Annotated in this window: 9 protein-coding genes and 1 pseudogene; 7 read left to right on the plus strand and 3 right to left on the minus strand. The window is 45.1% G+C overall.

Annotated elements, in window-relative coordinates:
• Window positions 1-5 precede the first annotated feature (5 nt).
• The 3 genes from cas3 to O9334_RS11365 are packed head-to-tail and all read right to left on the minus strand — an operon-like array spanning window position 6 to window position 3,919.
• Window positions 6-2,267, minus strand: coding sequence for a CRISPR-associated helicase Cas3' (cas3, locus tag O9334_RS11355; protein ID WP_288000318.1), 2,262 nt, complete (start codon window positions 2,265-2,267; stop codon window positions 6-8).
• Window positions 2,257-2,916, minus strand: coding sequence for a type I-MYXAN CRISPR-associated protein Cas6/Cmx6 (cas6, locus tag O9334_RS11360; RefSeq protein ID WP_288000319.1), 660 nt, complete (start codon window positions 2,914-2,916; stop codon window positions 2,257-2,259). Before cas6 ends, cas3 begins: the two co-directional genes overlap by 11 nt.
• Window positions 2,917-2,929: 13 nt before the next feature.
• A complete protein-coding gene (locus tag O9334_RS11365; RefSeq protein WP_502846541.1) occupies window positions 2,930-3,919 on the minus strand; it encodes a helix-turn-helix transcriptional regulator in 990 nt (329 codons plus the stop codon).
• 362 nt (window positions 3,920-4,281) lie between these two features.
• Here O9334_RS11365 and O9334_RS11370 point away from each other — a divergent pair, with 362 nt between their 5' ends.
• The 7 genes and pseudogenes from O9334_RS11370 (at window position 4,282) to O9334_RS11400 (ending at window position 12,611) form a co-directional block, all read left to right on the plus strand.
• Window positions 4,282-5,214 carry an ATP-binding protein gene (locus O9334_RS11370; RefSeq protein ID WP_288000321.1) on the plus strand — a complete coding sequence of 311 codons (933 nt, stop codon included), beginning with the start codon at window positions 4,282-4,284 and terminating at the stop codon, window positions 5,212-5,214.
• Between the two features lie 85 nt (window positions 5,215-5,299).
• Window positions 5,300-5,926, plus strand: a complete 627-nt coding sequence (locus O9334_RS11375; RefSeq protein ID WP_045356664.1) for a Uma2 family endonuclease — start codon at window positions 5,300-5,302, stop codon at window positions 5,924-5,926.
• 424 nt (window positions 5,927-6,350) lie between these two features.
• Window positions 6,351-7,403 carry a metal-dependent hydrolase gene (locus tag O9334_RS11380; RefSeq protein WP_288000322.1) on the plus strand — a complete coding sequence of 351 codons (1,053 nt, stop codon included), beginning with the start codon at window positions 6,351-6,353 and terminating at the stop codon, window positions 7,401-7,403.
• Window positions 7,393-8,487 (plus strand): ATP-binding protein, encoded by a 1,095-nt coding sequence (locus tag O9334_RS11385; protein ID WP_123230656.1) that lies wholly within the window; start codon window positions 7,393-7,395, stop codon window positions 8,485-8,487. The genes O9334_RS11380 and O9334_RS11385 overlap by 11 nt, the downstream gene beginning before the upstream one ends.
• Complete coding sequence (locus tag O9334_RS11390; protein WP_288000323.1) at window positions 8,480-9,970, plus strand: hypothetical protein; 1,491 nt, start codon at window positions 8,480-8,482, stop codon at window positions 9,968-9,970. The genes O9334_RS11385 and O9334_RS11390 overlap by 8 nt, the downstream gene beginning before the upstream one ends.
• Window positions 9,927-10,556: a TolC family protein gene (locus O9334_RS11395; RefSeq protein ID WP_288000324.1), complete on the plus strand. Its 630-nt coding sequence runs from the start codon at window positions 9,927-9,929 to the stop codon at window positions 10,554-10,556. The genes O9334_RS11390 and O9334_RS11395 overlap by 44 nt, the downstream gene beginning before the upstream one ends.
• Window positions 10,557-10,872: 316 nt before the next feature.
• Window positions 10,873-12,611 (plus strand): annotated as a pseudogene (locus O9334_RS11400) (IS1634 family transposase).
• Window positions 12,612-12,791: the final 180 nt, after the last annotated feature.

Raw genomic sequence — 12,791 nt, forward strand, 5'->3', positions numbered from 1 at the left:
CTTACTCAATTCTCATCACCTCCTTTGATTAAATAAGCTCCCAATTCCGTAGAATATGCCCACTCACGACTGGGAGCTATGGGGTAGCCTTTCCTGTGTCTTTCCCATTTCTGTACTTTTTTAGTAGACAGTAATGGGATGGTGTATTTAGGTAAAACTTTGGCGGGCAATTTATCCACAATTTGTTTGTCCTGCTCTAGTAATGCCGTAACTGTATGACCTGCTTCACGACATGGTGCGGGATAAGCTTGCCATTTTTTGATTTCATTAAATAAAACCGTCTCTTTGTCAGGCTTACCTTGTTGTGGCGATCGCTCTAGCCATTCTGCTAAAGCTGCCTGAGAAACTTCATCGGTAAATGTCTCAAGCATTGCTCTGCCGCTATCTAATTCCTCTTGACTATAGGGAAAACGCACTTTGGGATCAGGGTAAAAAATAGCGTCTAATGATCGCCCGATATAGCGGCGATTAAGTCTCCCCAATCGCTGAATTAACCCAGATGGGTTAGCAATTTGTGAGACGAGTAAGGATGCAGATAAATCTAAAGACATTTCCGCAACTTGAGTAGCGATCGCAATAACCTGCTTGTTTTCCTTGAATGCCGCAATCACTGTCCGATGATGATCTACCCGATCTTGGTAGCGATAGCGACTGTGGTATAGAACGGCATTTAGTCCTCTTTGTTTAGCCTCTTTATACACAGCGATCGCTGTACTCACCTGATTGCAGACCCACAGAACTTTGCCACAAATATGTTCACCATTGGGCAAAGCATAAGTTTTCTCTAATTCTTGTGTAACACGTTCCCAATCAGGAGTGTCTGATAAACAAAAGCGATAGCGAGGTAATAACTCTATCTCTTTTGCCCCTTCAATAATTTCCATGGACTCGCCGACTGCTTTCTGAATTGCCTCTAGTTGCCAAGGTAGAAACGAGGCAGACATTAGTAAAACTGGAGCTTTGACAACTTCCAGAAATCGCAATAACCCACCAAAAAGACGATTATCGTAACAATGCACCTCGTCAAATACAAAAGCAGCTTGAGCGATCGCAGGAAAGCAATACATTGGACGGCGATTACATTGCAATAGACCTAAAACGGTATCCACAGTGCAAACACTGACTTTTGTCCCCCATGTCTTAAAAGATTCTAGTTTTGTCGCTGTATCATCTTCATCTCCCGTTGACATCAAATGCGCTAAATCCACATCGGAACGGGAATGCAGCAAAACCGAATCTACTCGATCATGCACATAGTCGATAAATCCTTCGGTACTTGTGCCAGTAGTTGGATAACAAAAAAACAATTTGCGATCTACTGCATAACGTTTTGCCCAGTTATAAGCTCCAAGAGTTTTGCCTGTACCACATCCAGCCCTAGCTAAAGTCACTCGCAATTGCGATTCCCCTAGTGCAACTTGAAATGGTCGCATTTCTTGACCATTGAGTCTTTGATTAACAACTTGCTCAACCTCTGATTCTGTAAGTTTGGTTGATATTTGTTTCTCAATCCAATCACTAATTTTCAAGTCAGTATTTGGTAAAGCTGAACCCACCGTGTCTGCTGCAATAATCAGCACTTTGACAACTGACACGAAATTAGAGTCTGTCGCTTGCCAATTAATAAAATCTTCCAGTAATAATTGACGTTTAGATTTAATCTCATTCACAGTCCATTCCTTAGATGGTTTGACCGATAGCTTTAATTGTTTGGATAAGCCTAATGCTTTGACTCCATACTTGAGCATTCCCCGAAAATATTGCGGTTCAGTATAAAGATATAAGCGATCGCTTCCCGATCCATTACGAATTTCGCCAAGTTCATCATTAGGAGACTGTGTTCTAGAATCCCAACCTAGTTTTAAATGATGTCCTCCTGCCGCCACAACTGCCGTGCGAAAATCAGCATTGGGGCATTGCTGTAGCCATTCTCGATATTCCCAAGCTAGAAGCATTGAGGCTAACTCATGGCGAATTAACTGCGGATTTTTCCTAATATCTCGCTTGCCTCTGACCACCATTTGAAAATGGTCATTGGCTTTGCCCCAATCATGCAAGTAAGCTGATAATCTAGCTGTGGCACGAAAATCTTCCCAGCTACATTTCAAATCAAATTGATTTATGATTCCTTGACCGATATTTTCCAGTAAAGCTGTAACAGCATTGACCACATCTGCTGTATGTCCCACCAGTCCGTAAGAGCCTTTCCAATGACCTGAATCGAAAGACTTTGCCAATAAAATATTAGGGCATAATTTATTCTGCATAATTATCCTCCTTAACTGGATAGAACCATCCACACCCAAAATGTTTGCGTCCTCCTAATCCATATCCTTGAAGTTTAAGAGAGTCTTCGTTACTTAATCCCTCAATAACTACTCCGTATCCTAAGACATTTTTATCTTTAATTCGGATACTTCTTAAAGCTAAGTCTCCCTGAGAATTACTGTTAATAAAGGCTTTTCCATGAATATTTTCTTGATCAAGAGCTTTTTGACAAGATTCAAGAAAATATAGGGGAGCTTCCTGAGTATTCCATTGTTGTAAATGGAAGATGACTAACCTTGCTTTGAGAAGACTACTAATTTCAGGTAGAGTTAAACGAGGTTGAACCAATCGGATTAAATGACCTCTAATATCTAAAACCTGATTTTGAAGAAAGCGATACCATTGGGTCGCATCTTCGGCGGGACATCTTAACCGAAAACGAGAATATTTATTTAGATAAATCATACCACTTTTATTAGAAACCCCAGAAATACTGGAGAGCAAAACATCCGATGACAAATTATTATCATTTAATAAAGTTGGCTGTTGTTTATGACACAGATTTTTAATCGCAGAATATAGAGAAAAACCATGATCGGCGGGCAGAGTTTGTCCTCTTAAAGAAAATTGAATTTCCAGAAAATTCATATTTTGCTCCTTCTTAGCTTTCGGTTGTCGAAAGTTTGTAATGTTGACTCATTTCCTCAACTTCCCTCTTAATCAATTGAACTAATTCTTGTGGTTCTTTGACAATTGCTCCCTTGCCATAACCCAAAACCCATCGTTTAAGATCATTTAATCCCTCTACGACTAAATGCAAGGTTAATGAGCCATCGGGATGTTCGACTAACTTTTGAGAAGTATGCCAGCGTCTTTCTTTGATAAAGGGAGCAGAGGAAGGATTAAACCAAATTGTAACCGAAAATAATTTATCCCCTCCTTCGTTTTGAAATCTTTTTTCCAGATAAGCTTTAGCATTAAAACTAGAATCTTTCTCAAACGTCTCATCAAGTATCCTGAGATTCTTAATGCGATCGATACGAAAATCCCTTATCGCCTGTCGCTTATGGCAAAAACCGATTAAATAAGGATTGCTACCGCGATAAATGTCCAAAAAATAGGGATCTACCACCCGATCTGATTCCTCATTGCGAGTCGCCGCATAATAGCGAATCCAAATCCGTCGGGAGGTATTGAAGGCATCTAGTAACTGCTGCCATATTTCGGGACTAAGATTGAGCATTTCAGCACCAGGACGAAAAATAATGCGCTCATCGGCTAATCGCTGCAAATTAATCCAAGTTTGCTCTGGTAATCGCTCCGATAAACGCTCGATCGAAGATCGCAATTCTTTTTCATAAGCACTTCCGGCATAGGACTCTAACATTTTTGCCCCCAGCGTCAGAGCAAATAATTCCCCTTGACTTAAGGAAATACTGGGTAAACGCCAATTAGGGTCGGTATAGTACCATCTTTTGCCCGATTGGTCGTATTCTAAAGGTGCAAAATATCTGTCCCTCAAAAAATGCAGGTCATTTCTGACGGTTCTTTCCTTGACTTCGAGATGCTCCGTTAAAATGCCTTGGGTAATTCGCTTACCCGAACGCAGCAATTGGTCAATAGTCAATAGGCGCTCAAGACGGCGTGACATCGACATTTACTGACTCCTCAAATACTGGACAATCTGATCGTAAACAATGACCCCAGCAAAAAAGCTTCCCCCATTTTAAATTCAGCATTTTTATTGAGAAAATCTTTAAGAACACCGGTGGGTTAGGTGGTCATAGGTCTCGGTATCTGTAAATCCTCTACTTTTAGGGTATAGATAGAGTAAATACAGCAAAACCATCGATTATTATCAATGCAATCGTCAAGGTTTACCACCTATCTCTAGGATGCCACGAATAGCGGTCAATACTTCACTTTCTCTCACCGGAAGTAAAGTAGTACAGAATTATCCCCTAGTAAAGATTGGGGGGAACTATAGTAGAAAGGGAACTGGGAATCGGAACAATGATCGAGCGTCACAGAAGGAGATTGGCTAACGGGGAGGAGCGGGTCTATACCTACGGGGTTGGAGCGGACGGTGAGCGTCAGTCTTTGTCGATCCGTTCCGTTGATGATTCCCTTTCAATCTCCTGCTATAGGCGAGCAGAAAAAGAGCGGGTGGTAGCTGCCCTACTAGCCAATGCCAGTTTGTTGGTGGTGGGGGAAGACGGAGCGGGGAAGACCTTTTTAGCGGAGCAGGTGATCGAGGACTTGTGGGGGCGGGGGTTTCCGGTGGCCGCCCCTGCCATCGGCACGGTCAAACAGATGCTTCTGGAAATCGCCGGGGATTTGGGGGTAGATACGGAGACGCTAGAGGGCAAACCGATGACGGCACAACAGTTACAGGAAACCATCGCCGAATGGTTAGAAAATAACGTCGCTTTTCTGGTCATGGACAATGCCCACAGGTTTCCCGTTTCCCTGCGTTGTTGGCTGGAAAAACTGCATTTACAGGGACAGCCGATATTATTGTTGGCTACTTACCCCCCGGCCCGAGATATTTTTTTGAAGCTTCCCCGCATCGAATTGGAAGCTTTACCAGAAAGGGCGATCCGCGAAATTATGGAGGGGGAAGCAAACGATTTGGGATTGCAGGTGACACCGGGTAAACTAGCCGATTGGCAACAACGGGCGATCGGTAATCCCATGTTAGCGAAACGGGTGGTCAAGGAAGAATATTTAGGATTGGAGGGTAATAATTATGACCATACCCAGTGGATCGACGGTACTCCCCTACTAATTGCCGTTCTCATGGGTTTTATGATTCTGCGATTCTTGGGACTCGGTTTTAATAACACCAGTCTTTATCTGATCGGAGGGATACTGACTGTAGCGGTGGGAATGGTCAGGTTGATGATTTATTCCTTACCCCGACAGTCTAACCGTTTGGGACGCTGACCTCGGATAACCGCTCCTAGTCCCTAAAGGATTAGGAGTGTCACACATCGATTTGGTAAACTGAAAGAGTTGAGCATGATGACCTATGACCATTGCGATCGACCAACCAATAGAACAAAAGCAACTCAGCTTTGACGAGTTTCTAGCTCGTTACGGTGGCGATAATCGCTACGAACTCATCGATGGAGAGGTATTCGATTTGGAACCGACGGGTTTGCATGAGGAAGTCGCGGCTTTCATTACCACAAAGGTCTGTGTCCAGATCGATAAAATAGATTTACCTTGGTTTGTTCTTCAACGGGGACTATTGCGTCCTTCCCACCTTAACATGACGGCATTTCGACCTGACGTTGCGGTTGTGGATCGAGATGAACTTAGCAAAGAACTACTTTGGTCTAACCAGTCGATTCTGACGCTGGGGAGTTCGATTAAATTTGTGGCAGAAGTTGTCAGTAGCAACTGGCAAAACGATTATGCCCGCAAAGTTGAAGATTACGCCGTTTTAGGCATTCCTGAATATTGGATTGCTGATTATGCGGGATTGGGCGGGACTCGACATATTGGTAAGCCCAAACAGCCCACTCTATCTATCTGTACGCTAGTAGATGGAGAATATGAAATTCAGCAGTTTCGAGGCAATCAGACTATAACTTCCACCGTCTTCCCAGGGCTGAAATTAACGGCTGAACAAGTGTTAAGGGCTGGTGGATAATAATTCAATTACGCCGGATGGACAGAGGCTGCCGTTAACACACCGCAAGCCTCAAGACTTTTCACTGGTTCATCTGGTCTTACAAATGTTCTAAATTAGAAGCAAAGGGTGAGATCGTCGCTTGACAGATCGGCTTCTCAAGGCAAGGTCTTCCAGAAAAAATCTGGCAATCAGCCCACGGAAAAAAAGGTTGAGAAACTGGGTGAATTAAACGGTTAACTTTGGGTTTTAGATTCGGTCGGGTTATCAGTTATCGTAGTTGTCAGTTTACCAATTACCGATCACAGCCAAAAACCAACCTTTGCCGCTCGATAATTAATTATAATTTACAATTCTCACTTCCTAATTCAGAACTGATAAACTATAACTTGTAATCTATAATTCACAATTTATAATTCATAATTTATAACTCATAATTTATATGATGAGCGTCACTCATATAGCCTTTTCGGTAGCTTTGACGAGCATAACGTTGGGAACCGCCAATCCGGAGATATTGGGCATAGCGGCGCTGGCTGCCTTGTTGCCAGATGTTGACACGGGCAAAAGCTCGATCGGACGGCTCTTGTTTCCCGTCAGCAGTTGGCTAGAAAAGAGAACGGTTCACCGGGGCATAACCCACAGTTTTTTTGCGTCTGGTGTCGTCACTCTTGCGGCTTATCCCCTAGCCCTACTGGGTCATAGTCAACTCTGGTACGGTCTGATTCTCGGTTACTTTTTCGGCTGGTTTGCCGATGTTTTTACCAAGTCGGGAGTGCAGGCGTTTTATCCCGGTCGGGGACGGATGATCATCCCCAGAAATCCGCGTTTGAGGTTGGCCACGGGCAGTAATGCCGAGTGGTTTCTGCTGTTTGTTCTTGTGGCCGTCTCCATCTTAAGTATTTCTATCAACAGTGGTGGCGGTCTGATTCGCGGGTTCAATCAGGCGTTGGGTTTGCCGTCGGGAGCGATCGAGACGGTGAACGAGGATGCTTCCCGTTATCTGTTGCGGGTTAGGGTTCAAGGGAGAAATGCCATTACCGAAAAGCCAGTCGATGCTACCTACGAGGTAATCGAACCGTTGACCGTTAGCGATCTGCTGGTCAAGGACGAGGGGGGAACGGTTTATCGACTGGGTTCGAGTCAGGAATCTCAGATCATCGCCTCCCGCATTCGGGTAGAACGGGTCGCGCCAGTCCAAGTAAAGATCGAAAATATTGTCTTGGAAGATGAGTATTTAGATAGGCTCGCTAATTTAACGGAACCCTTCGGCGCAGCTCAGGGTAACAGGGTATATTTAACGGGAACGCTGACCATTGCCGATGGTTCGGGTCTAAGTTTGCCCAGTCATGCCGACCGTTTCGATACTATTACCCTACAACCGGGTAACATCGCCTACGCCCGACTTACCGCCGCTAGTCCCCAGTATGCGATCGACAAGTTGGGAGAATACAGCGTTTCAGGTCATCTCATCGCTAGGATCATAAATGTTCAATAAACAGCAGAAACCACTACCCACCGCCGTTTTACGGGCCCCCAATTCCCCATCGGACGAATCATCGCCACCGTCCGGCATCCTTCTGGGGGATAACTGTTATTGGAATCCGGGTCATTTGCCCAACGGTCACATCGTCGCCATCGGTGCATCCGGTAGTGGCAAAACCCAGACCCTCAAAGCGATCGCCTATTCTCTCCGACAGACTTATCCCGATATTCAGTTATTTATCATCGATTTCCACGGTGATCAGGAGATTATCGGTGAAACTTGTTATCCCCTGCACATGGCCAGTTCTCACGGCATCAATCCCCTGATTGTCAATCTCGATGCTGAAGGGGGTGGTCCCCATCTACAGGCCATCGCCGTTACCACCACCCTCAAACGTTCTTTGCAGTTGGGACCCAATCAGGAGGGTTTACTGTTGGAAATATTGCAATTTTGTTACAACCGTCGGGGTATCAGCCAAGAACAACCGACGAGTTGGACAAGGGAAGCGCCCAATTTTACCGATTTGCAGCAGGAGATCGAGTCGCGGGTCGAGAGCGGCTGTAAGGAATCGCAAAAACTGAAACTGAAACTGATAGCCACTTTCACCTACGGTGTCTTCTGCCGTCCCCAACCCGACTTCACCGAGAAACATATCCGCATCGACCTCTCGAAATTACCGCCGGAGATCGGGGCGATTGCCGCTGAATCCTTGGCCTGGCAATTGATGAACCAACACCGGTTAACCGGCGAAATCGAAGGGAAACTACCCCGTACCTACCTATTCATCGATGAGGCTAAAGAATTGCGGAAAAGTCGGGCCTGTGACCGCATCATCGCCGACGGTCGTAAATACGGGCTGGGTTTGGTGTTGGCATCCCAATCGGAACGACATCTCAGCGACGACGTGATCGGTAACTCCTCTACCAAAATCGTTCTGCCAGTGGACCAATCGGAAGTGAAGCGGGTGGCCGCCAAATTCCGGTTTGCCGAGAAGAAAGTAGCCGAGTTAGTACCCTTGACCGCCCTATGTCGTTTCGGCAAACAGGCAGAAGTGACCAGTATCTTTCCTTATCACCGGAGGGTAGAAGATGGTTAGCACTCTTTCTAGGTCAAAACCCCACCAGCGACGCACTGAGACGGTTTTCGCCATCCTCGACGACGCACCGGCCGGTACGACCTACGAAGGTCTGATCTCGTTGGTACGGGAGAAAACGGGACAGGGTTGTTCCCGCAAGCTGATTAGTCGCTGGAAACGGGAACGCACGGGAGAAACCGTCTCCGAAATCCCGACTGTCTTGGAAATTCCAACTGTCTTGGAAACCCCGACCGTTTTGGAAACGATCGCTTCCCAAAAAACACTTAGACAAAGTTCAGTGCTTGCCCTGAGAGAAGCCGAAGGGCTTACCCAGAGCAAGGCTGATACTTTCCCCATTGTCCCCAGAATCGAGAAACACAGCGAGAAAACAAGCGAGAGTGTTGCCCTGAGAGAAGCCGATACTTCCCCCATTGTCCCGGAACCTTTCTATTCCCCCCGTCCTGATTTCTTTCGTTACCTGACCGTTGCCGCCGCCGCCATTATCGCCCTAGTCGGTTGCAGTTACACCACCGCCCAAAAAACCCCCAGTACCCCCGTTACCCCCGTTACCTCTTACCCCCCTGATCAAGGGGGGATTAAGGGGGTATCCTCTCCGAAAAAAACCCACTCCAACGTACCGAGAGAGATCAAAATCCGATTGACCCTTACCACCCCCGCAGATCTGCGGGTCAAACAGGGTTCTCGGATCGTTGCGGGTCAGATACTAAGCGATCGCATTATCGAGAGACAACGACTCCAAACCCAACGTCAACAGTTAGAACTCTCCCTAAAAAAGTTGCAGATTCCCCTCCCCGAACTTACCTTACCTTCACCACCCCCAACATTAAATAAACTTCCCCCCGTTTCCTACCGGCAAGAAATTGCTCATATTACCCTGAAAACGGGAGAATTACAACAGATAGAGACTAAAATAACCCAACAAAAACAGAAAATAGCTCAATTACAGTCGATTATCCCTTCATCGGGTGTTAATGTCGCTTCCCTACCCACTTTTGTTACTATCGACTCTCAACCTTTACCCCCTTATCAAGGAGGCCAGGGGGGATCCGTGGAGACAATCATCGAACACGAAAGGGCGAAACTCTCCCAAATGGAAACGGAACGGGAACAGGCAAAAATACAACTGGACATCGCCCGTGCCGCTTTATCAACCGCCAAGGAAAAGCGTCTTCAGGAAGAATACCAATTGGCTCTAGAAGAAAACCGACGGGCGATCACCCTTCAGAACCAACAACTGGAAGTGGAGAAACAGAGGGCAGTTCGCGCCGCACAACTTCAGGAACGGGAATACAACCAAGCGGTGATCAGGACGAGAATACAGGAGATCGACAATGCACTGGTTCAATTGGCTACGGTTAAGGCTCCCTACCCCGGAACGGTCAAACGGCTTAAATGGCAGGGTCAGGATGATCGCCTTCTCACTGTCGAGCTTACTGTTGATGTGGACTCCCCTACAGGCCGCTCCCCTTCCCTGTCTCGATAGCGGTAACGATTGTCTCCGTACCCTCACCGAAGCGGCGATCGAACGTTCCCCTGAATTGCAGACCCTCGACGAGCGCATCGCCCTGATCGATCGCCGGTTACAGTTGGCTGGACAACGTATCGACCAGGCCAACGCCCGACAATGGACGGGTTATCTCACCACCGACCCGATCGCCATTCTGCAAAATCTGTTTGGGGGTGGTCAGGTACAACAACAGAGGATGGCCATCACCGACCTCGAAATCAGGGCGGCCGACCTAGAGGCGGCCAAGGCTGAATTGGAACGTCAACGGGCTGCCAAACGCTCCCAACTGGGAGAACAGGTCTTAACGCTGGTGATCGCCTACGAAACCGCCGGCGATCGAGAACGGGCGGTATTAGCCCAACTGTCCAATCACGACCTCTTGACCAGGATTACCGAGATTGATTACCGTCTGGGCGGTTCATCCACCGAAACCTATCTAACAAGAATCGCCCAACGAGAACAGTTAGAGATTCAGTGGAACCGTTACCGTCTCGAACGGGAAACCGCTAAACGACAACTTCTATCCCTGACCGGGTTTTCCGCTCCTGAAACCACTGGGTAATGGGTTGATATTGTGAAATTGTAAATTTTTGTGGAGAAGTGCGGTCAGAACTAGAAATCATCGCTAGTCTTTTACAAGAGTTCCGTTATTTTAACTTACTGTCAGGAATTTAGTTAAACAAGGTTTTTGGCAATATGCTATGGCTAACACGCTTTTGGGCGTGATATAGCTGAACTTCCCCCATACATATATACCATAATAGCCCAAAACCCTTATCCATCAATGGATGCACCCCTTAACTTTTCTTAATGTGCCCATGTAATTTGTAACATTTCTTAATGGACAAGAATTCTCTCTATTTGCTAGAATGGTAGTCATGTATATAGAAAAAGTTCCTAACCGTAATTCCCCCCCCCCGCCGTTCTTCTTCGAGAGTCCTACCGAGAAGGAGAACAAGTCAAAAAAAGAACCCTGGCCAATCTCTCAAAATTACCCGATGATATTATCGACAATCTAAAACTGGCTCTTAAAGGGGCAACACTGTCAATGACTGAAGGCATTCCCAATCATTTTGAAGTGATTAGAAGTCTTCCTCATGGTCATGTGATGGCTATTTTAGAGACGATTAAAAAATTGGGTTTAGATAAAATAATCAGTGAAAAATACTCCCGAATCAGAAACTTAGTGGTGGCGATGATTGTGGCAAGAATCATCAATCCTAAATCAAAACTAGCCACAGCGAGAGGGTTTAATAGTGAGACTTGTAGTCAGAGTTTAGGACAATTGTTAGACTTAGAGAAAGCCGATGAAGACGAATTATATAACGCCTTAGATTGGTTATTAGAAAAACAAGAGAAAATTGAGAAGCACCTAGCACTTAAACACTTAGAATCAGGAACATTAGTTTTGTATGATGTCACTTCTACTTACCTAGAAGGAAATGGTTGTGAACTGGGCAAATATGGTTATAATCGAGATAAAAAGAAAGGGAAAACTCAGATAGTTTTTGGTTTGTTATGTTCAGCTAAGGGTTGTCCGATAGCGGTAGAAGTCTTTGAAGGAAACACCTCAGACGGTGCTACTTTAGGTGGACAAATTGAGAAAGTCAGAAAGGGTTGGGGGATTGAGAATGTGGTCTGGGTAAGTGATAGAGGAATTTTAACTAACTCGAAAATCAAGGAATTAGTAAAACCGCTAGAAGGATTAGACTATATTACCGGTTTAACTAAGCCTCAAATTCGGAAACTGGCTGAGGTAGAAGTGATTCAATTAGGATTATTTGATCAGGTAAACTTGGTGGAATTTGAGAGTGAAGATTATCCCGATGAAAGATTAATTGCTTGTCGGAATCCCTTCATTGCCCAGAAAAATCAACTACAAAGAGAGGCATTATTAGAAGCGGTAGAGAAGGAACTAGATTTGATTGTTCAGGCGACTCAAAGGGAGAAAAGAGCTTTAAAGGGTCAAGATAAGATAGCTTTGAGAGTGGGCAAGATTCTTAATCAGTTTAAGGTCAATAAATACTATAACCTAGAGATAACAGAAGAAGGCTTTTCTTATCAGCGTAAGCTGGAATTAATCGCTCAAGAAACGGCCTTAGATGGTGTGTATGTGTTAAGAACTTCTCTGGAGTCAACTTTGATGGATGCAGCGACGACGGTTAAAGCTTATAAAAGTTTGTCTCAAGTGGAGGAGGCATTTCGCTGTTATAAGTCAATTGATTTAAAGGTACGTCCTATCTATCATTATAAGGGTGATAGAGTCAAGGCTCATATCTTTTTATGTATGTTGGCTTATTATGTGGAATGGCATTTAAAACAGTCTTTGGCTCCTTTGTTATTTGAGGATGAAGAAATTGATGATAGTTCTCTGAATGTGATTAAGGCGAGTCGCAGTGAATCGGTGCAATCTAAAGAGAGAAAAAAACGGAATCAAGAGAACTTTCCTGTGCATAGCTTTCGGACTTTGTTGGAAGACCTGGGGACAATTTGCTTGAATACAGTAGAATGTACGATTAGGGAGGGAAGTTATCGTTTTTCTAAGATAACTCGACCGACCCAACTGCAACAAAAAGCGTTAGATTTATTAGGGGTTTCCCTGATTTGTACCCACTAACGGGGCGGCGGAAATTCTCTTAATCCCTCCTACAGCTGGACTTCCCCCGTATAAACATACTAGCTATGGCTAAAAGTCTTACAGAGCCTGAGTTAAAGCAATATAATACTAATGGACTACTGGACACAAAATCCTGAAGTCCTTACGCAGATAGGGTTTGAGGCAAAATTTTTCAAATTT

Source organism: Microcystis sp. LE19-8.1F (genome assembly GCF_027531715.1).
GTDB lineage: Bacteria > Cyanobacteriota > Cyanobacteriia > Cyanobacteriales > Microcystaceae > Microcystis > Microcystis wesenbergii_A.